The following is an 18,579-nucleotide window of genomic DNA, read 5'->3' as shown; positions in this document are numbered from 1 at the left end:
GCCCTATCTGGCTTGGGTCACAAGCGGAAAGAAGCATCATGGCCAACCTGTTCGAACCCATCCAGCTGGGAGCGATCACAGCACCCAATCGCGTCCTGATGGCGCCGCTGACGCGCGGTCGCGCGACGCGCGAGCACGTGCCGGCGGCCATCATGGCCGACTACTATGGCCAGCGCGCCGCTGCCGGGCTGATCATATCGGAAGCCACGGGTATCAGCCGGGAGGGACTTGGCTGGCCCTATGCGCCCGGCCTCTGGGGCGACGAACAGGTTGAAGGCTGGAAGCCGGTAACCGAGGCCGTGCACAAGGCTGGGGGCCGGATATTCGCCCAGCTCTGGCATATGGGGCGCGTCGTGCACCCGGATTTCCTGAACGGCGCGGCGCCGCTATCGTCCTCGGCGACCATCGCCCCTGACACGGCCCATACCTATAACGGCAAGCAGTCCTATGCCAAAGCACGCGCCGCGACGAAGGACGATATCGTTCGCGTGCTCGACGATTACACTGCGGCAACGCGCAACGCGCTGCGCGCCGGGTTTGACGGGGTCCAGCTCCACGCCGCGAACGGCTATCTGATAGACCAGTTCCTGCGCGAATCAGCCAACCACCGCGACGACGAATATGGCGGTAGCCCGGAGAATCGCGGCCGCCTGCTCCGTGAGGCCACGGCCCGCATCATCGCAGAGGCGGGCGCCGCTCGCACCGCGGTCCGCTTCTCGCCCAATGGCCGTTCGCAGGGCGTGGAGGATAGCGATCCCGAGGCGGTGTTCGTCCCCGCCGCGAAATGGCTGTCCGATCAGCGCATCGCGTTTCTCGAATTGCGCGAGCAGACGCCCCAGGGCACTTTCGGCAGATCCGATCAGCCGCGCATATCTCCCGCGATCCGCCGGGTGTTCAAGCAGCCGCTCGTGCTCAATCAGGATTACGGCCTGGTCCGCGCGCAGGAGGAGCTGGCCTCCGGCAATGCGGATGCGATCGCCTTCGGCCGCCCATTCCTCGCCAATCCGGATCTGGTCGAGCGGCTGCGTACAAATGCCCCGCTGAACATGCCCGATATCGCGACGCTCTACTCGCAAGGGCCGACCGGCTATCTGGATTATCCGGTGCTGGAATCCGTCACCGGCTGATTGATCGTATCGAGGAACTTGGTCGATGCCGCGCGCAGCGATTTGCGGGTCTCGCCGTTCATCAGGATGAAGGGCAGGATCAGGAAAAGCGGCCAGAACAGGAACGCGAAAACCGCGGCGATGAACAAGGCGACGAAGGCGACGATGCGCAATCCCTTCAGTTTCTCTTCGCCCGCCGGCGTCACCACGATCTGGCGCGGGCCCTTGGCGTCATACCAGGGCTTGGTGTGCAGCAGCCCCCGTCCGCGCTGATCGTGGCGCGGTGCGCGCAGCACTTCGATCGGTGAGGCTGTATCGCGGGGAGGCACGCGGATCGACTCGACCGCCGCCAGGGCATCGCGCTGGGGCGCGTGGTCCATAGGATCGGTCCGCATCGGCTTGACCGGAGCATTGTGGTTCCAGGTGTCGATCACTTCGAGCCGCCGGCCGCGCTCCACCACCTTGTAGCGAGTGCCCGGCGCGTCCATCGCTTCAGCCGAACCGGCTCTTGAGGGCCAGCATGGCCAGGGCCGCCTCGGCCGCCTCGCCACCCTTGTTCTTTTCGGTTGGCCTGGCGCGCGCCAGCGCCTGGGCTTCGTTCTCGACGGTGAGGATGCCGTTGCCCACGGCTACGCCGTCCATCGAGAGCGCCATCAGCCCGCGCGCGCTTTCCCCCGCGACGATTTCGAAATGATAGGTCTCGCCGCGGATCACTACGCCCAGCGCCACGAATGCGTCGAACCGCCCGCTCTCGACCGCCAGCGACACGGCTCCGGGGATTTCGAGCGCGCCGGGCACGGTCACCACTTCATAGCGGTGTCCCCCCGCTTGCAGCGCGGCGACGGCGCCTTCGAGCAGCAAGTCGTTCAGATGCGCATAGAACCGCGCCTCGACGATCAGGACATTCGCCATCAGGCGCCTCCGTCGATCGCGCGTTCGCCGACGATGGACAGTCCGTAGCCGTCCAGGCCGACCAGCGTGTGATGGGTGTTGGTGAGCAGCACCATGTCGCGCACCCCCAATTCGGTCAGGATCGTCGCGCCCGCGCCGTAATCGCGCAGTTCTTCCATATCGCCCAAGGGCAGTTCTCCCGAGCGCAACTGGAGCGAGACCGTGAACTTGTCGGGCCGGGCATGGCTGAGCAGCACGACCACGCCAGCGCCCTCGCGACCGATCATCTCCATCGATCGCCGCAGCAGCCCGCCGCGTGCGCCGCCCTCCCCGAAAATATCGCTGAACGGCGATAGCGCGTGCATGCGGACCAGGGTGGGCCTGTCGGGGTCCACCTTGCCCTTGACCAGGGCGACCTGCTCGCTCTCGGTCGCCTTATTCCAGAAAGTGATCGCACTCCACTCGCCACCCCATTCGCTCGCAAAGCGCGTTTCGGCGCGCTTCTCGACAAGATGATCCTTGCGGCGGCGATAGGCGATCAGGTCACGAATCGTCCCGATCTTGAGGTTGTGGAACTGCGCGAAGGCGACCAGGTCGTCCATTCGCGCCATCGTGCCGTCTTCATTCATGACCTCGCAGATCACGCCAGACGGATTGAGACCAGCTAGCCGCGCGACGTCTACTGCGGCTTCGGTATGTCCCGCCCGCACCAGCACGCCGCCGTCACGCGCGACCAGTGGAAAGACGTGGCCCGGGGTGACGATCTCGTCCTTGCCCTTCGCCGAGTCTATCGCCACCGAGATCGTCCGCGCGCGATCGGCGGCGGAAATGCCGGTGGTCACGCCATCGCGAGCCTCGATCGATACGGTGAACGCCGTTTCGTGCCGCGTCCCGTTGTTGCGGCTCATCAGGCCCAGCCCGAGCTGATCGACTCGGTCCTTGGTCAGCGCGAGGCAGATTAGTCCTCGGCCGAATTTTGCCATGAAATTGATCGCATCGGGAGTCGCCATCTGCGCCGGGATGATCAGATCGCCTTCATTCTCGCGATCCTCGTCATCCACCAGAATGAACATCCGCCCGTTGCGCGCTTCGTCGATCAGTTCCTCGGGGCTCGAAAGGAAGCCATGCTTCAACCGTGCGATTTCAGGCTTTGCCACGAAGCGACTCCATGCGCTGCAGATAGCGGGCGAGCACATCGATCTCGATATTGACCGCCTGCCCCTCGGCAAGCGTATCGAACGTGGTCACAGCCGCAGTGTGCGGGATGATGTTTAGGTCGAATTCAAGCCCAGTGGCGGTATCGCGCACTTCGTTGACCGTCAGCGAAACGCCGTCGATCGTTACTGACCCTTTGGGCGCGATGAAAGGCGCGAGTACGCGGCCCGCGGAAATCACGACGCGGTGCGATCCGCCTTGCTCGCTCACGCTCAGGACCAGGCCGACGCCATCGATATGGCCAGTGACGATATGCCCGCCAAGCTCGTCGCCGAGCCGCAGCGCGCGCTCGAGGTTGAGGCGGCGCCCGGCGGACCACATATCGCCAGCTGTGCGCGACACCGTCTCGCCCGACACATCGAACGCCAGCCAGCCGGCGCCCTTGTCTACCACCGTGAGGCATACGCCCGAGCACGCTATCGACGCGCCGAGGTCGATGCCGGCGGTATCATAAGCGCATGAGACGCGGACTCGCAGATCGCCCCGGCTGTCGGCGGCCTCGATCGAGCCGATATCGGAGACGATTCCCGTGAACATTACAGCGCCGCGTAAACCTCCAGGCGGTCGCTGCCAAGCTGGCGTGCATCGGTCAACCGCCAGCGGCCGTGCGCCTCCTCCAGTGAGCCTAGCCCGATATCGCCGAGCGCGGCCTTGCCCGCGCCGATCAGGACCGGAGCGCGATAGAGCAACAGGCGATCGACCAGTCCTTCGCGCAGGAAGCTGGCGGCGGTTTCGGCCCCGCCTTCGATGAAGAGGTGATCGACCTTTTCGAGACGCGCGATATCGGCGGGGGAGGCGATCGCTTCCCATCCTTGGATCCCGCGAACACGGGCCAGAAGTAAGCGGCGCGGTGAACGCTTCTCCAATCCAGGCAGCCGCACATCGAGCGTCGGCGCATCCGCCTCCCACGTGCCGCGTCCCACCAGGATCGCCTCATGCCGCGCCCGCTCGAGATGGACGTGCGCGCGCGCCTCGGGGCCGGTGAGCCATTTGCTTTCGCCCGAGGCGAGCGCGATCCTTCCGTCCAGCGAGACGGCGAGCTTGAGCGTGACATGCGGCCGTCCCTTGGCGCGCCGGGTCAGGAAGCCAGCCATAGAGATCCGGGCTTCGGCCTCGGCCACCCCCCCCATCACTTGGATGCCCGCAGCCCGCAGGCGCTCGGCTCCAGCGCCATTGGTGCGCGGATCGGGATCGCCGAGCGCAATCGCCACTCGCTCCGGTTGTGCGGCGATCAGCAGATCGGCACATGCCGGCCCGCGCTCGGATCGATGCGCGCAAGGCTCAAGCGTCACATAGACAGTCGCGCCGCGCGACTTTTCGCCCGCCTGCTTCAGCGCCATCGCCTCGGCATGCGGCCGTCCACCCGGCTGGGTCCAGCCGCGCCCGACGACGCGGCCATCGCCCACAATCACGCAGCCGACATTGGGATTGGGCGCGGTCCTCCCGCGGCCGCGCTGGGCGAGCGCCAGCGCCGCGGCCATCCAGCGTGCGTCGTTCAGATGCCCCACGATCTCAGCTTGTCGTCGAGCTTCTTGAATTCCTGCTGGCGCTTTCTCTGCGCATCCTCGACCGCCTTCTTGCGCGCCTGTTCCTTAGGCAAATCGACCTTCTGCTGCGTGACGATCTCCGCCTCGGTGCGGTTCTCGGCATAGCTCTGCACATAGATGATGTCGGGCTCGACATAATCGGGCGTGATATTGGTATCGCGGGAAAAGACCAGGATCACGGTCCAGGTAATCGCGACCGAAAGCGCCATGAAGCCGACTTCATGCGGTTTGCGCGATTTCAGGAACGCGCGCAGGTCGCGCACGGCACGCAGCGGGGAAAAGCGGGAGAACATGCTCATATGCCGGCGAAGATAGGGATGCGGGGGCCCGGGAGCCAGCCCCCGCATCCGCCCGCCGGCTTCAGGCGTTCTTGAGCTCGAAGCGCACGGTCATCGTCTTCCAGCTCTCCTCCGGCACACCGCCGCGCGTTGCCGGCTTGAAACGCCATTTGGCCAGCGCCTGGCGTCTGGTCGCTTCGAAAAAAGCCGAACTGGTGGCACTCAATTGCTCCACGGCTTTCACGCGCCCATCGGCCCCGATCAGCACGCGCACCGCCACCTTGCCGTCACGCTGCGCGCGCAGTTCCGGAGCCGGATAGTCGGGCTGGAAGTCACGGGCGAAGCGCGGATCCTGTTGTGCGCCGATCAGCGCCGGAAGGGGTTTGGGAGCTTCGATAACATTCGTCGGGCCAGGATTGGTGACTGGCCCCACCGGGGGCGCTTCGGTCGGCAGGATATCGGTGCCGGCAATCACCGGGCGCTCGATCTGGCGGATTAGCACGGGCGGGATATAGGGGTCGATCTGCTGGGGGGTCTGCTCGATCACAGGCTTTTCGATCGGCTTGGGGGGCGGGGGCGGATCGATCGGCACATTGGTCGTTTCCAGCGCCGTGACCGGTGGCTTGGGCACGATATCCGGCACGAACGAGAGCAGCCCGGCGATGACCAGCCCATTGATCGCCAGCGCGCCGGCGAGACTGAGCGAGCGGGGGCTGCGGGGCACATAGCGTTGATCGGCATACATTGGCGTTGCACTCCATCTCCACTTGCCGGTCGGACACCGGCTTCAGTAATGATACAACATTACATTGCCCGGGTAAATACTTCCCTCATGTGCTGGCTCCGAGGCGTTCCAGAGCCCGCTCCTTGCCAATCAGGGGGAGCAAAGCGGCCATGTCGGGCCCGTGCTCGCGCCCCGTCAGTGCGAGTCGCAATGGCAGGAACAATGCCCGTCCCTTGCGCCCGGTCCCCTCCTTCAGCGCGCTGGTGAGCTGCGCCCAGGGATCGGCGGACCAGTCGATCATCGCCGCCGCGGCAGCGGCTTCGGCAAGGAACGCGCGATCCTCTTCAGCCGGCAGCGACTCGATCGGCCCTTCGACGACCGACCACCAATCGCGGGCTTCGCCGACGCTGGTCAGATTGGGCCGGATCGCCTCCCAGGCGGCGGCGGTCATCCTGTCCGGCAGGCGGTCACGCACTGCGTCGAAGCGGAGCTGATGCACGATTTTCGCATTGATGGCGGCGAGTTCCGCTTCGTCGAAACGCGCCGGTGCGCGGCCGAAGCGGGCGAAGTCGAAGCTCTCGATCAGCGGCGCCGCATCGACGAACGGCTCGACGGGATCGCTGGTGCCGAGCCTCCCCAGCAGCGCCAGCAGCGCCTGGGGCTCGATGCCGGTCTCTCGGAAATGATCGACTCCGAGCGAACCTAGACGCTTGGAAAGCTTTCCCTCGTTGCCGGTCAACAGCGCTTCATGCGCGAAACGCGGCGGCTGGGCACCCAAAGCGGCAAACATCTGAAGCTGGCTCGCGGTGTTCGAGACATGGTCCTCGCCCCGCACCACGTGGCTGATCCCCATATCCGCATCGTCGATCACCGACGGGAGCAAATAGAGCCATGATCCGTCGGCCCGGCGAACCACTGGATCGCTCATGGCCGCGGGATCGAAGCGCTGTGGGCCTCGCACCAGATCGTCCCACTCGATCGCGCTGGTATCCAGCCTGAAGCGCCAATGCGGCTTGACGCCATCGGCCTCAAGCCTCGCGCACTCGGTATCGCTCAGGCCGAGCGCCGCCCGGTCGTAGATCGGCGGCAGTCCGCGCCCGAGCAGGATCTTGCGCTTGAGCTCGAGTTCCTGCGCTGTCTCATATGCCGGATAGACCCGCCCCGCCGCGCGCAACTCCGCGAAGCGCTCCTGATACCGGTCGAAGCGCGCCGACTGGCGCTCCTCCGCGTCGGGCGCGAGCCCCATCCAGGCGAGATCGGCGCGGATCGCGTCGATATGGCGTTCCTCGGATCGCTCAGCATCGGTGTCGTCGATGCGCAGCAGGAACCGGCCGCCATGCCGCTTTGCGAACAGCCAGTTATGCAGCGCCGTGCGGAGGTTGCCGACGTGCAATGTGCCGGTGGGGCTGGGTGCGAAACGCGTGATCACGGTCATCGCGCCCGCTTATGCGCCCGGGCCAGCTGCGGCAATGCTGCCGCTTTGGCCCAAGCGGCCTTTCCCGCGGGCGCGGCGCTGGCTAAGAGCGGCTTCCGCTGCAAGGACGCGCGCATGAAACTGATCGCCGGCAATTCGAACCTACCGCTCGCCACTGCGATCGCAGCCTATCTCGAGATTCCGCTGACCAAGGCCAATGTCCGTCGCTTCGCCGACGAGGAAATCTTCGTCGAGATACTCGAGAATGTGCGCGGCGAGGATGTGTTCGTCGTCCAGTCGACCAGCTATCCGGCCAATGACAACCTCATGGAATTGCTGATCATGATCGATGCGCTCAAGCGCGCGTCGGCAAAACGGATCACCGCCGTCCTCCCTTATTTCGGCTATGCGCGGCAGGATCGCAAACCCGGGCCCCGCACGCCCATTTCGGCGAAGCTCGTCGCCAATCTGATCACCATCGCCGGTGCGCACCGTGTACTTTCGGTGGATCTCCACGCCGGGCAGATTCAGGGATTTTTCGACATCCCGACAGACAATTTGTGGGGCGCGCCAGTGATGTCGGCGGATATCCGCAGCCGTTTTCCCGGCAAGCAGTGGATGGTGGTCTCGCCCGATGTCGGTGGCGTCGTCCGCGCCCGCAGCCTGGCGAAGCGGCTCGACAATGCCCCCCTAGCGATCGTCGACAAGCGGCGAGAAAAGCCCGGCGAATCCGAAGTGATGAACATCATCGGCGAAGTGAGCGGGCGCTTTTGCATCCTGATGGACGACATCGTCGATTCGGCGGGCACGCTCTGCAACGCCGCGGCCGCGCTCAAGGCCGGCGGGGCCGAGGAAGTGGTCGCTTACTGCACCCACGGGGTGCTCTCGGGCGGCGCGGTCGCGCGTGTCGACGGGTCGGCGCTGGCGGAGCTGGTCATCACCGATTCGATCGGCAACCACGCAGTGATCGCCGAGAGCGCCAAGATCCGCCATCTCACCATCGCGCCCCTGCTGGCCGAGGCGATCCGGCGGATCGCGGACGAGACTTCGGTATCGAGCCTTTTCGATTAAGCCACCGCCTCGGCTATCAGCGCGACGCCGACCAGGATCATCAGCCAGTAGATTGCGGTAAGAAAGCGCGCCGGCGAAAGGCGGTGAACCAGCCACACGCCCGCCATCGTAGAAACCAACGCGAGCGGAAGCAGCGCCGCCGAGGTCATCAGGTTTGCCGAACTGAATTGGCCAAGCGCGAAATAGGGCGCCACCTTGATCAGGTTGACCGTCGCGAAGAAAATTGCGGTCGTCCCGATCATGATATCGCGCGGCAGATCGCGCGCGAGCACCCAAAGCTGGAACGGGGGCTGGCCGGCATGCGCGATCTGGCTGGTGAACCCCGCGACGATCCCGAACAATGATCCTACCCATTCGGGCCAGCGGCGCGGTTCGCCAGGCAACGCAAGATGGGCCGCGCACAAGCGGTATATCCCGAACAGCAGCGAAATCGCGCCGACCGCGGCCATCACCCCTTCGGCCGAAACGCTGGCGGCGAAGCGATAGCCGAGCCAGATGCCGAGCAGCGCTCCGGGCAGCATCCAGCCGAGCAGCCGCCAATCGACGTGTCTGCGAAACGCCCAGACGCCGACCACGTCCTGCGCGATCAGGATCGGCAGCAGGATCGCCGCTGCTCGCACTGGATCGATCGCAAAGGCGAGAATGGGGAGCGAAAGCGCGCCCATTCCCGAAAAGCCCCCTTTGGCCAGCCCGGTAAGGATCACCGCGGGAATTGCGAGCGCGTAGAAATGCCAGTCGGCGATCATGCGGATCGCGGTAGCGGGTTTGCGCGGCGCGCCAAAGTGCCTAATCGAAGCACATGGCCGAAGATCGCACCGGGCAGACTGTCGTGTTGTTCGTCTCCCGGCGCACCGGCCTGGACGCCGAGGGCTATAAAGCGGCGGCCGAGGCGATGGATGCGCTCGCCGCCGCCCAGCCCGGCTGTAGGGGCATGGACCACGTCTCCGATGGCTCACTCGGCATCACGCTGAGCTATTGGGAGGACGAAGCCAGCGCGGTTGCATGGCGTCAGCATCCCGAGCATGCGGCGACGCGTGAGGCCGGACGCGGCCGCTGGTACGATTGGTACATGCTGCACGTCGCCGAGATCGGGCGCAGCTATTCCTGGGCGCGCCGATGAAGCTCGGGGGGTTCGACCGCACTTTCGCTTTGCTGTTCACCGTGATGCTCGCGATCGCGGCGGGGAACACGGCGCTGCAATCGGTCCTCCCCGCATTGGGCCGCTCGCTCGGCGTGGCGGACAGCGCCGTCGCCGCGGTCTTCTCGGTCTCGGCTCTGCTATGGGTGATCGCCGCACCCTACTGGGCCAATCGCTCCGACCGGCACGGGCGTCGCGCAATGGTGCTGCTGGGGATTGCCGGCTTCACGGTCTCGCTGCTGCTGTGCGGCGTATTTCTGATGCTGGGGATCAACGGGGTGCTGGCGCCGCTCACCACCTTCGTCGCCTTCATCTTCGCGCGCATGATCTATGGCGCATTCGGTTCGGCCGCGCCCCCGGCAGTGCAAGCGCTGGTGGCGGGACGAACGACGCGCGAGGAGCGGACCAAGGCGCTTACGCTGATCGCTTCCGCCTTCGGCCTGGGCACCATCCTGGGTCCGGCAATCGCCCCCTATTTGGTGCTCGGGCATCTCTGGCCGGGTGGCCCGGAGGTGGGACTGGCAGGACCCGCCTTCTTCGCTGCCGCGTGCGGGGCCGCCATATGGATCACCGTCGCGCGGCTGCTCCCGCGCGAGGAAGCGGCGTCGCACGGCGCGGCGGCAAGCTATCCTTCGATCGGCGGCCAGGGAAGCGGCGCGACGATCACCGCGGCGATGGCCGCGCCGAGCCAGCCCGTCGGCTTTTTCGATCACCGCATCCGCGGCTGGATCATCGCTGGACTGGTGATCGGTCATGCCCAGGCAATGACCGGACAGGCGATCGGCTTTCTCGTGATCGACCGGCTCCACGTAACTCCGCTCCAGGCGCTCCAGCCCACCGGACTGGTGCTGATGATGGGTGCGATTTCGGCTTTGCTTGCGCAATGGGGGCTGATCCCGCTGCTCGATCTCAAGCCACGTGCGCTGGTGCTCGCGGGCGCCGTGCTGGGCGCGGTGGGCTGCATCGCCACCGGCACCGCGAGCTCGCTCTACGGAATCGCGCTCGGCTATGCGCTGACTTCGCTCGGCATGGGGCTGGCACGGCCCGGCTTCACTGCGGGCGCATCGCTTGCGGTGGGTCTGGAAGCGCAGGGGTCGGTTGCCGGCAAGATCACTTCGATCAACGGTGCAGCCTTCGTGCTCGGGCCGTCGATCGGCGTGGGGTTATATGAATTATGGCGGCCCCTGCCCTATCTCACCGCGGCAGCGTGGCTCGTTTGCCTTTTGGTCTACGGGTATCTCAGCCTTCGCTCTTCGGGCCCCGGCCCTGGAGCATCCCCGGCGCAATGAAGCCGATCGGCTGAATGGCCGATGCCTGTTGCTTGAGCCTGCCCGACATCGCCTCATATTCGGCTTCCATCTCGGGGGTGACCGTCGCTCGCGAATCGTCCAGCGCTTCCTCGAAATTCGCCATCGTCACGCTCTTCGCCTTCATCGACTTACGCAGCGCGATCAGCCCTGCCCGGCGCACCACATCCTCCAGATCGGCGCCGGTGTAGCGCTCGGTGCGGGCAGCAATGCTCTTCAGATCGACGTTCTTGGCCAAGGGCATCTTTTCGGTCTGTATTTTCAGGATGCGCTCGCGCCCGGCTGCATCGGGCACGCCGACATAGATCAACTCATCGAAGCGCCCGGGCCGCAGCAATGCCGGATCGATCAGGTTCGGGCGGTTGGTGGCGCCGATCACCACTACCGATTGCAGCTCCTCGAGCCCGTCCATCTCGGACAGGATCGTGTTGACCACCCGCTCGGTGGCCTGCGGCTCGCCCATTCCCCCGCCACGTGCGGGCACCAGCGAATCGAGCTCGTCGATGAAGATCACGCAAGGCGCAACCTGGCGTGCGCGGGCAAAAAGCCGCGCGATCTGCTGCTCGCTCTCGCCATACCATTTGCTGAGCAGATCGGAGGATTTGGTCGCGATGAAGTTAGCCTCGGCCTCCCGCGCGACTGCCTTGGCGAGCAGGGTCTTGCCCGTGCCTGGCGGGCCATAGAGCAGAAAGCCCTTGGCGGGCCGAATCCCCAGCCGAAGGAAGGCATCGGGGTCCTTGAGGGGCAGCTCGACGCCTTCCTTCAGGCGCATCTGGGCATCGTCGAGTCCGCCGACATCCTCCCATCGTACGCGCGGCGCTTCCACCATCACTTCGCGCATCGCGCTCGGCTGGACGCGCTTCAGCGCCCCCAGAAAATCCTCGCGCGTCACACAGAGCGTGTCTAGCACTTCAGGCGGAATGCTGTGATCCTCAAGGTTGAGCTTCGGCATCAGCCGCCTGACCGCCTCGATCGCCGCTTCGCGCGTCAGCGCCGCCAGATCGGCGCCCACAAAGCCATAGGTGGTGCGGGCCAACTCGCCGAGATCGACGCGTTCACCCAGGGGCATGCCGCGCGTATGGATGCCCAGAATCTCCCGCCGCCCGCGCTCGTCGGGCACGCCGATCACGATTTCGCGGTCGAAACGGCCGGGCCGCCGCAGCGCCTCATCGATCGCATCGGGGCGGTTGGTCGCCGCGATCACCACGATATTGGCGCGCGCCTCCAGCCCGTCCATCAGCGTCAGCAATTGCGCGACCAGGCGCTTCTCGGCCTCGCCCGAAACCTGGCCGCGCTTGGGCGCGATCGAGTCGATCTCGTCGATGAAGACGATGGAGGGCGCGGTCTTGGCCGCTTCCTCGAATACCTGCCGCAACCGCCCTTCGGATTCGCCATAGGCCGAGCCCATGATCTCCGGCCCATTGATCAGGTGGAAGGTCGCGTCGCTTTCGTTCGCCACGGCGCGCGCCAGCCGCGTCTTGCCTGTGCCGGGATGCCCATGAAGAAGCACCCCCTTGGGCGGATCGACGCCGAGCCGCTGAAACAGTTCGGGATAGCGCAACGGCAATTCGACCATTTCGCGCAACTGATCGATCGTGGCCGCCATCCCGCCGATATCGTCATAGGTCACGTCGGCGCGGCGGGCATCGCCGACTTCCGCATATTCGGGGCGCAGCTCGATCTCGGTATTCTCATCGATATGGACGATGCCCTTCGGGCTTGCCGCGATCACCGCGAGCCGGATTTCCTGAAGCGCGTAAGCCGGCGCGCGCAGATGCTGCGCCACCTGGGGCGGCATGTCGCTCATCCGCTGCTGGCCCGCCGTCGCCACGACATCGCCCTGACACAAAGGCCTCCCGAAAAAGGTGCGCTTCAATGCGACGCCCGAGCCCTGCAACCGGAGATTCTGCTGGGCCGGCGCGAACACCACGCGCGTGGCGGGCTTGGACTGCGCCTTGCGAATCATCACGAAATCGCCCGCGCCGACGCCGGCATTGGCGCGCTGGAGGCCGTCGAGGCGCAGGATCTCCAGCCCCTCATCCTCGGGATAGGGGAGGACCGCGCGTGCAGGCGTGACGCGCTTGCCGACGATTTCGATCACGTCGCCCTCGGCCAGGCCCAAGGCCGCCATCAGCGTGCGCGGGATATGCGCCAGCCCGCGCCCGCTATCCTCCGGGCGGGAATTGGCCACCTGCAATTTGCGGGGCGATTCGTCGTCGGCCATTCCATCGTCTCCATGAGCCCGGGAAGCTAGGAACGCTGGAGCCGAAAAAAAGGCCGGTCACAAGGACCGGCCGGGAAAGTTTTAGGAGAGGATGCCTGAAAGGCCCGATCTTTGTGCGCTGCCGCGAAATATTGTGCAAGTGCGAAATCGTCCTGATGCGAGTGCATGGATTGCAAGCGTACGAGGGTTCCCCGGTGCGGCCTGGGGAGCCGGTCTGTCGCAACGCGAAGAAAAAAGCGCTCGCATTATCCTCTGACGCAGCGCACAAGATATGCATGCGCCGTTTGCCTCCGCTTACTGCCATCGAAGCATTCGTCCAGGTCGCCCGGCTCGGCTCGATCAAGGCCGCCGCCGAGGAACTGGCGCTTTCCTCTCCCGCGCTCAGCCGCCGCGTCCAGTCGTTGGAGCGCTTTATCGGCAAGCCGCTGTTCGAACGGCGCCACCAGGCGCTGCGCCTGAACGAGGATGGCGAGCGATTGCTTGCGGGAATAGCCCCAGCGCTCGATGCGATGACCGACGCAGTGGAGGCGATGACCAGCGGAAGCGAGCTGCTCCGCCTGCGGCTGGGCATACTCCCTCTATTCGCCACGCAGCGGCTGATGCCGAGACTGCCCGATCTCAAGCGCAAGCATCCCGAGCTTCACCTTGATGTCGATACCGGCGGGCATGGGGTCGCGCGGCTGGGCGACGGGCTGGACGCCGCGATCGTCATTGCGCGCGATGTGGATCCCGGCCTCTACGCCCGGCGGCTCGACCGCAACCGCGTCCATGTCATCGGCGCCAAGGCCCTGGTCGAAGGGGCCGACCCGGTGACTCGACCCGAACAGCTCTCCAAGCTCACGGCACTCGTCCACCGCGATATGCCGGAGACGTTCACCGCGTGGCGCGCTGCGGCGGGCTTCCCCGAGCTCGAGCCGCTAGCGATCGATCATTTCGACTCGGGCACGCTCATGCTCGAAGCCGCCGCGCAGGGGCTGGGCGTCGCATTCATGCTCGAATCGCATTTCGAGGCGGCGCAGGATCCGCGGCTCGTCCAGCTTTTCGACCTTACGGTGGAGAGCCAGTACAGCTATTGGTTCGTCTGCCGCCCCCGCGCGCTCGCCCAGCGTCCGGTGCGCATGTTCCACGACTGGCTGATCGAGACGATCGGCGCGGAGGCGGTTTAAGCCCTAATGGGGCGGCGCCAGCCCGCTCCCCCACCCGGCCACCCAACGGCAGTGTATTCTATGGGTGGCCGGGTGAGGGAGCGGGCCGGTGCGGCATCCGGCGACGCCGAATCAAGCCAAAGCCTGATCGCTTACGTAAGGGTTGGTCTTGCGCTCGTGCGCGAAGTTGCTCACCGGCCCGTGGCCCGGCACGAACACAGTGTCCCCGCCCAGCGGCCATAGCTTGGTGACGATCGCGTCGAGCAAGTCCTGGTGATTGCCCATCGGGAAATCGGTGCGGCCTATCGAACCCTGGAACAGCACGTCGCCCACCGTGGCGAACTTCGATTCGGGATGGTGGAATACCACATGGCCCGGGGTGTGGCCGGGGCAATGATATACGTCGAGCGTCAGATTGCCGACGGTGACCTGATCGCCCTCGGCCAGCCAGCGATCGGGCTCGAAGGGCATGCCTCGGACTCCATATTTCCGTCCATCATCCTCCAGCCGCGCAATCCAGAAACGGTCGGCCTCATGCGGGCCCTCGATCGTCACGCCCAATTCTCTGGCGAATTCGCCGGCCGATCCGCAATGATCGATATGGCCATGGGTGATCAGGATTTTCTCGATCGTCACGCCGTGCTGCTGCGCCGCGCTGCGCAGCTTGTGAAGATCGCCGCCCGGATCGACGAAGGCGCCGCGCATCGTCTGGGTGCACCACAAAAGCGTGCAATTCTGCTGGAGCGGCGTGACCGGCACGATCGCCGCGCGCATGGGAGTGTTCTGCATCGCGCCGAGATAGGGGGCGGGACCGGCAGCGGCAACATTGGCTTGCCCGTGGCGGCGCGCGGCTGCATTCCCCCGCCATGGTGCTCACTCCACCTTTCGTATTGCTCGACGACGCCCGCCCCGGCGGCGCGGGGGCGCGGCTGTATCATGGCTCCTGCTCGCCGATCCGCGCCAAGGGACCCCAATCGGTAGCGAAGGCGCTGGCCACGCTTCGCATCCACCACGATCACAACATGCATCTAGCCGGCTTCATGACCTATGAGGCCGCGGCCGGGCTCGCAGACCGCGCCGCCACGCATGCCGCGCCGGAACCGTGCCTGTGGTTCGGCGCATTCGGCCATTGCGACGCGCAAGTGGATGTGGAGGCGCTGCTCCCCGATCCGGCCAGCGCCTGGGCCGGCGTGCCGCGCCCGCGAGTCTCGCGAGGCGAGTACGAATCGCACTTCGCGCGCGTCGCCGAATATATCCAGGCGGGGGATATCTATCAGGCAAATTTGACCTTTCGGGCGGACGTGCCCTTCGCTGGCCACCCGGCCGCGTTGTATGCGCTGCTACGCCGCCGTGCCGGGGCCGGCCATGGCGCATTGGTCGCCACCGGCGAGCAATGGATATTGTCCTTCTCGCCCGAACTCTTCTTCATGACCGACGATAATGGCGATCTGGTCGCCCGGCCGATGAAGGGAACCGCGCGCCGGGGAGCGACACCCGCCGAGGACGAAGCTCTCGCCGCATCGCTGAGCAGCGACCCCAAGCAGCGCGCCGAGAATTTGATGATCGTCGATCTGATGCGCAATGATCTCAGCCGCATCGCTGATCCGGGCAGCGTGCGCGTGCCCGAGCTGTTTCGCGTCGAACAATATCCCACCGTCCACCAGATGGTGTCGACCGTGATCGCCACGCCCCGCGATGATATCGGCGCGGTCGAGGCGCTGGCCGCGCTCTTCCCGTGCGGTTCGGTCACCGGCGCACCCAAGCTTCGCGCAATGGAAGTGATTGCGGAGGTCGAGGGTGGCCCGCGCGGCATCTATACCGGGGCGATCGGCCGCATCGATCCCGATGGCGGGATGGCGTTCAACGTTGCGATCCGCACCCTGACGATCGAGCCCGGGGCGAGCAGCGCCACGCTGGGCCTGGGCTCCGGCGTCGTCGCCGATTCCACTGCCGAGGAAGAGTGGGAGGAATGCCTTGCCAAGGGAGCGTTCGTCACCTCCGGCGAAACTGCGTTCGACCTGATCGAGACGATGCGCTTCGATCCCGAACTAGGCCTGCCGCTGCTCGAGCGCCACCTCGCGCGGATGAAGGCGAGCGCGCAGGCTTTCGGACGGGAGTTCGACCGCCACGCCGCCCGCAACGAGCTCCAGGCAGCGACCTTCCGGCTGCGAACACCCGCACGGGTGCGGCTGTTGCTCGCGCCTTCCGGCGCGCTTGCGATCGGCATTTCGCCGCTGCCCGATACACCGGATGGCCCGGTGACCGTCGCGGTCCGCCCGCACCAAGTCGCGCCAGACGACTTTCGCCTGCTTCATAAGACCAGTCGCCGGAACATTTACGCGCGGGCTCCGGATGCCTTCGAGACGCTGTACACAGATCGCGAAGGCTATCTGACCGAGGGCAGCTTCACTTCGCTCTTCGTCGAGCGGGAAGGTGTCCTGGTCACTCCGCCGCTCGCCCGCGGGCTGCTTCCTGGCGTGCTCCGCGCGCAATTGCTCGCTAGCGGCCGTGCGGTGGAAGGCGATCTCACTCCGGGCGATCTCGAAAATGGCTTCTTCATCGGCAATGCCGTGCGCGGACTGGTATCAGCCGTTACAGTTGCGGATCGAGTGCCCGCGGGTTAGTCGCGCGCCCATGCAGACTTCCGCCGCGCTCCAGCGAATCCAGCCCTCCGCCACGCTCGCCATGACCAGCCGCGTGCTGGAAATGAAGCGCGCCGGAATCGACGTGATCGGGCTCGGCGCGGGCGAACCGGATTTCGACACGCCCGATTTTGTCAAGGAAGCGGCGATCGCGGCGATCCGCGCGGGCATGACAAAATACACGAATGTAGACGGCACGCCCGAACTCAAGGAAGCGATCGTCGCCAAGTATAAGCGCGACAACGCCCTTGATTACGCGACCAGCCAGATCAGCGTGAATGCAGGGGGCAAGCACACGCTCTTCAATGCATTCTGCGCGACGATCGACTCGGGCGACGAAGTGATCATCCCCGCGCCTTATTGGGTGAGCTACCCCGACGTCGTCGAGTTCGCGGGCGGCAAGCCTGTGTTCGTTGCGGCGGGCGCCGACCAGAATTATAAGCTCAAGCCCGAACAGCTCGAAGCCGCGATTACCGCAAGGACCAAATGGGTCGTGCTCAATTCGCCTTCGAACCCGACCGGCGCGGCCTATAGCGAGGCCGAGCTGAAAGCGCTGGGCGGAGTACTCGAACGCCACCCGCACGTGTTGATCTATGCCGACGATATGTATGAGCATATCCTTTATGACGGCTTCGAGTTCCGGACGATCGCGCAAGTCTGCCCCTCGCTCTACGATCGCACGCTGACCGCCAACGGCGTGTCCAAGGCCTATGCGATGACCGGCTGGCGGATCGGCTATGCGGGCGGGCCAGCCTGGCTGATCAGGGCGATGAGCAAGCTCCAGTCGCAATCGACCAGCAACCCGTGCAGCATTTCGCAGGCCGCGTCGGTCGCGGCGCTCAATGGCGACCAGAGCTTCCTGAAAGAGCGCGTGGCCGCCTTCCAGGGCCGCCGCGATCTCGTCGTCTCGATGCTCAACCAGATCAACGGGATGAACTGCCCGCGTCCCGAAGGCGCCTTTTACGTCTATCCCGAATTCAGCGCCCTGATCGGCAAGACGACCCCGAAGGGCACGCTGATCGACAGCGACGAGGCGATGATCAACTATCTGCTCGAGGATGCGCGGGTTGCGGCGGTGCACGGCGCGGCGTTCGGCCTCTCGCCGGCGTTGCGAATCAGCTATGCCACATCAGACGCAGTGCTGACTCAGGCATGCGAGCGTATCCAGGAGGCTTGCGCGGCCTTGCGCTGAGCGGTTCGCCGCACGATCTAGTGCCGATGCTGAAATGGACGCTCCCCGCCGCCGCCCTTGCCGGGATCGCGCTATTCCTCGTGCAGCCTTCCGCCGGGGCGGAGCGCGCCGTGCCGATTCCGGCCCCCGCGCTCGACGTGACCGGGGCAAAGGGCCAGCAGGTGGCAGTGCTCGCCGGTGGCTGTTTCTGGGGGATGGAAGCGGTTTTCCAGTCCGTGAAAGGGGTCACTTCGGTAACTTCGGGTTATGCGGGCGGCACGCGCGCCACTGCGACCTACGAACAGGTGTCGACCGAAAAGACCCGCCATGCCGAGGCGATCCGCATCGCTTATGATCCGCGCAAGGTGAGCTATGGCACGCTCCTGCGCATCTATTTCTCGGTCGCCCACGATCCGACTCAGCTCAATCGCCAGGGCCCCGACACCGGACCCAGCTACCGCTCGGCGATCTTCCCACAGAACGAAGCCCAGCGCCGCGTTGCCGTCGCCTATGTCGCGCAGCTCACGCGAGCCAGGCCCTATGCACGCCCGATCGTGACCAGGTTGGAGACCGGCCAGTTCTTCGCGGCCGAAGCCTATCACCAGGATTTCTTCTGGCGGAACCCGTCGCACCCTTACATCATGCGCTGGGACAAGCCCAAGGTCGCGGCATTCCGCAACGCCTATCCGCAGCTAGTCAACTAGGG

19 protein-coding genes are annotated in these 18,579 nt (G+C 65.6%); 8 read left to right on the top strand and 11 right to left on the bottom strand.

What is annotated here, in order from left to right:
• The first annotated feature begins 38 nt into the window (after nt 1-38).
• On the top strand, nt 39-1,127 hold the full coding sequence (locus VF617_RS01575; protein WP_331013102.1) for an alkene reductase: 1,089 nt from the start codon (nt 39-41) through the stop codon (nt 1,125-1,127).
• On the opposite strand, the gene VF617_RS01570 is transcribed toward VF617_RS01575, so the two are convergent.
• The 8 genes from VF617_RS01570 to gltX all read right to left on the bottom strand — a co-directional run bounded on the left by VF617_RS01570 (nt 1,097) and on the right by gltX (nt 7,196).
• Nucleotides 1,097-1,594 carry a hypothetical protein gene (locus VF617_RS01570; protein WP_331013101.1) on the bottom strand — a complete coding sequence of 166 codons (498 nt, stop codon included), beginning with the start codon at nt 1,592-1,594 and terminating at the stop codon, nt 1,097-1,099. The two genes, VF617_RS01575 and VF617_RS01570, sit on opposite strands and share 31 nt — an antisense overlap.
• A 4-nt stretch (nt 1,595-1,598) precedes the next feature.
• Complete coding sequence (ribH, locus tag VF617_RS01565; protein ID WP_331013100.1) at nt 1,599-2,018, bottom strand: 6,7-dimethyl-8-ribityllumazine synthase; 420 nt, start codon at nt 2,016-2,018, stop codon at nt 1,599-1,601.
• Nucleotides 2,018-3,193 (bottom strand): 3,4-dihydroxy-2-butanone-4-phosphate synthase, encoded by a 1,176-nt coding sequence (gene ribB / locus VF617_RS01560; protein ID WP_414713932.1) that lies wholly within the window; start codon nt 3,191-3,193, stop codon nt 2,018-2,020. The genes ribH and ribB overlap by 1 nt, the downstream gene beginning before the upstream one ends.
• A complete protein-coding gene (locus VF617_RS01555) occupies nt 3,141-3,749 on the bottom strand; it encodes a riboflavin synthase (RefSeq protein WP_331013098.1) in 609 nt (202 codons plus the stop codon). Before VF617_RS01555 ends, ribB begins: the two co-directional genes overlap by 53 nt.
• Nucleotides 3,749-4,693 (bottom strand): bifunctional diaminohydroxyphosphoribosylaminopyrimidine deaminase/5-amino-6-(5-phosphoribosylamino)uracil reductase RibD, encoded by a 945-nt coding sequence (gene ribD / locus VF617_RS01550; protein ID WP_414713935.1) that lies wholly within the window; start codon nt 4,691-4,693, stop codon nt 3,749-3,751. Before ribD ends, VF617_RS01555 begins: the two co-directional genes overlap by 1 nt.
• A gap of 14 nt (nt 4,694-4,707) precedes the next feature.
• Nucleotides 4,708-5,052: a hypothetical protein gene (locus tag VF617_RS01545; RefSeq protein WP_331013097.1), complete on the bottom strand. Its 345-nt coding sequence runs from the start codon at nt 5,050-5,052 to the stop codon at nt 4,708-4,710.
• Nucleotides 5,053-5,119: 67 nt separating this feature from the next.
• The gene (locus tag VF617_RS01540) at nt 5,120-5,782 is read right to left on the bottom strand and encodes a TonB family protein (RefSeq protein WP_331013096.1); all 663 of its coding nucleotides are present in this window, start codon (nt 5,780-5,782) and stop codon (nt 5,120-5,122) included.
• Nucleotides 5,783-5,867: 85 nt separating this feature from the next.
• On the bottom strand, nt 5,868-7,196 hold the full coding sequence (gene gltX / locus VF617_RS01535) for a glutamate--tRNA ligase (protein ID WP_331013095.1): 1,329 nt from the start codon (nt 7,194-7,196) through the stop codon (nt 5,868-5,870).
• Nucleotides 7,197-7,310: 114 nt separating this feature from the next.
• Between gltX and VF617_RS01530 the strand changes: the two genes are divergently transcribed.
• Nucleotides 7,311-8,246, top strand: coding sequence for a ribose-phosphate pyrophosphokinase (locus VF617_RS01530; protein ID WP_331013094.1), 936 nt, complete (start codon nt 7,311-7,313; stop codon nt 8,244-8,246).
• On the opposite strand, the gene VF617_RS01525 is transcribed toward VF617_RS01530, so the two are convergent.
• The gene (locus VF617_RS01525; protein WP_331013093.1) at nt 8,243-8,992 is read right to left on the bottom strand and encodes a sulfite exporter TauE/SafE family protein; all 750 of its coding nucleotides are present in this window, start codon (nt 8,990-8,992) and stop codon (nt 8,243-8,245) included. The genes VF617_RS01530 and VF617_RS01525 overlap by 4 nt on opposite strands.
• Nucleotides 8,993-9,045: 53 nt before the next feature.
• On the opposite strand from VF617_RS01525, the gene VF617_RS01520 reads away from it, so the two are divergent.
• A complete protein-coding gene (locus VF617_RS01520; RefSeq protein WP_331013092.1) occupies nt 9,046-9,366 on the top strand; it encodes an antibiotic biosynthesis monooxygenase in 321 nt (106 codons plus the stop codon).
• Nucleotides 9,363-10,673, top strand: coding sequence for an MFS transporter (locus tag VF617_RS01515; RefSeq protein WP_331013091.1), 1,311 nt, complete (start codon nt 9,363-9,365; stop codon nt 10,671-10,673). Before VF617_RS01520 ends, VF617_RS01515 begins: the two co-directional genes overlap by 4 nt.
• On the opposite strand, the gene VF617_RS01510 is transcribed toward VF617_RS01515, so the two are convergent.
• Nucleotides 10,624-12,915, bottom strand: coding sequence for a CDC48 family AAA ATPase (locus tag VF617_RS01510; protein WP_331013090.1), 2,292 nt, complete (start codon nt 12,913-12,915; stop codon nt 10,624-10,626). The two genes, VF617_RS01515 and VF617_RS01510, sit on opposite strands and share 50 nt — an antisense overlap.
• A 275-nt stretch (nt 12,916-13,190) precedes the next feature.
• Between VF617_RS01510 and VF617_RS01505 the strand changes: the two genes are divergently transcribed.
• On the top strand, nt 13,191-14,081 hold the full coding sequence (locus tag VF617_RS01505; RefSeq protein WP_331013089.1) for a LysR substrate-binding domain-containing protein: 891 nt from the start codon (nt 13,191-13,193) through the stop codon (nt 14,079-14,081).
• Nucleotides 14,082-14,192: 111 nt separating this feature from the next.
• Here the strand turns inward: VF617_RS01505 and VF617_RS01500 are convergent, their stop codons facing one another.
• Complete coding sequence (locus VF617_RS01500) at nt 14,193-14,849, bottom strand: MBL fold metallo-hydrolase (RefSeq protein ID WP_331013088.1); 657 nt, start codon at nt 14,847-14,849, stop codon at nt 14,193-14,195.
• Nucleotides 14,850-14,926: 77 nt separating this feature from the next.
• Here VF617_RS01500 and pabB point away from each other — a divergent pair, with 77 nt between their 5' ends.
• From pabB to msrA, 3 genes are read left to right on the top strand one after another with little or no spacing between them, the layout of a single operon-like run.
• On the top strand, nt 14,927-16,684 hold the full coding sequence (pabB, locus tag VF617_RS01495) for an aminodeoxychorismate synthase component I (RefSeq protein WP_331013087.1): 1,758 nt from the start codon (nt 14,927-14,929) through the stop codon (nt 16,682-16,684).
• A gap of 10 nt (nt 16,685-16,694) precedes the next feature.
• Nucleotides 16,695-17,894, top strand: coding sequence for a pyridoxal phosphate-dependent aminotransferase (locus VF617_RS01490; protein WP_331013086.1), 1,200 nt, complete (start codon nt 16,695-16,697; stop codon nt 17,892-17,894).
• A gap of 26 nt (nt 17,895-17,920) precedes the next feature.
• A complete protein-coding gene (msrA, locus tag VF617_RS01485; protein ID WP_331013180.1) occupies nt 17,921-18,577 on the top strand; it encodes a peptide-methionine (S)-S-oxide reductase MsrA in 657 nt (218 codons plus the stop codon).
• Nucleotides 18,578-18,579: the final 2 nt, after the last annotated feature.

The sequence above is a fragment of the Sphingomonas sp. genome (assembly GCF_036388215.1).
GTDB lineage: Bacteria > Pseudomonadota > Alphaproteobacteria > Sphingomonadales > Sphingomonadaceae > Sphingomonas.
The sequence above is the reverse complement of the archived record's forward strand: the minus strand, read 5'-3'. Positions and strand labels throughout refer to the sequence as shown.

What these genes read in the sequence shown, in the direction of transcription:
- VF617_RS01505 (WP_331013089.1), top strand. Translation starts at nt 13,191, where the DNA reads ATGCGCCGTTTGCCTCCGCTTACTGCCATCGAAGCATTCGTCCAGGTC.
- ribB (WP_414713932.1), bottom strand. Translation starts at nt 3,193, where the DNA reads ATGTGCTCGCCCGCTATCTGCAGCGCATGGAGTCGCTTCGTGGCAAAG.
- VF617_RS01540 (WP_331013096.1), bottom strand. Translation starts at nt 5,782, where the DNA reads ATGTATGCCGATCAACGCTATGTGCCCCGCAGCCCCCGCTCGCTCAGT.
- VF617_RS01510 (WP_331013090.1), bottom strand. Translation starts at nt 12,915, where the DNA reads ATGGCCGACGACGAATCGCCCCGCAAATTGCAGGTGGCCAATTCCCGC.
- VF617_RS01555 (WP_331013098.1), bottom strand. Translation starts at nt 3,749, where the DNA reads ATGTTCACGGGAATCGTCTCCGATATCGGCTCGATCGAGGCCGCCGAC.
- ribH (WP_331013100.1), bottom strand. Translation starts at nt 2,018, where the DNA reads ATGGCGAATGTCCTGATCGTCGAGGCGCGGTTCTATGCGCATCTGAAC.
- VF617_RS01530 (WP_331013094.1), top strand. Translation starts at nt 7,311, where the DNA reads ATGAAACTGATCGCCGGCAATTCGAACCTACCGCTCGCCACTGCGATC.
- VF617_RS01545 (WP_331013097.1), bottom strand. Translation starts at nt 5,052, where the DNA reads ATGTTCTCCCGCTTTTCCCCGCTGCGTGCCGTGCGCGACCTGCGCGCG.
- pabB (WP_331013087.1), top strand. Translation starts at nt 14,927, where the DNA reads ATGGTGCTCACTCCACCTTTCGTATTGCTCGACGACGCCCGCCCCGGC.
- VF617_RS01500 (WP_331013088.1), bottom strand. Translation starts at nt 14,849, where the DNA reads ATGCAGAACACTCCCATGCGCGCGGCGATCGTGCCGGTCACGCCGCTC.
- VF617_RS01515 (WP_331013091.1), top strand. Translation starts at nt 9,363, where the DNA reads ATGAAGCTCGGGGGGTTCGACCGCACTTTCGCTTTGCTGTTCACCGTG.
- VF617_RS01490 (WP_331013086.1), top strand. Translation starts at nt 16,695, where the DNA reads ATGCAGACTTCCGCCGCGCTCCAGCGAATCCAGCCCTCCGCCACGCTC.
- VF617_RS01520 (WP_331013092.1), top strand. Translation starts at nt 9,046, where the DNA reads ATGGCCGAAGATCGCACCGGGCAGACTGTCGTGTTGTTCGTCTCCCGG.
- msrA (WP_331013180.1), top strand. Translation starts at nt 17,921, where the DNA reads ATGCTGAAATGGACGCTCCCCGCCGCCGCCCTTGCCGGGATCGCGCTA.
- VF617_RS01525 (WP_331013093.1), bottom strand. Translation starts at nt 8,992, where the DNA reads ATGATCGCCGACTGGCATTTCTACGCGCTCGCAATTCCCGCGGTGATC.
- ribD (WP_414713935.1), bottom strand. Translation starts at nt 4,693, where the DNA reads ATGGCCGCGGCGCTGGCGCTCGCCCAGCGCGGCCGCGGGAGGACCGCG.
- gltX (WP_331013095.1), bottom strand. Translation starts at nt 7,196, where the DNA reads ATGACCGTGATCACGCGTTTCGCACCCAGCCCCACCGGCACATTGCAC.
- VF617_RS01570 (WP_331013101.1), bottom strand. Translation starts at nt 1,594, where the DNA reads ATGGACGCGCCGGGCACTCGCTACAAGGTGGTGGAGCGCGGCCGGCGG.
- VF617_RS01575 (WP_331013102.1), top strand. Translation starts at nt 39, where the DNA reads ATGGCCAACCTGTTCGAACCCATCCAGCTGGGAGCGATCACAGCACCC.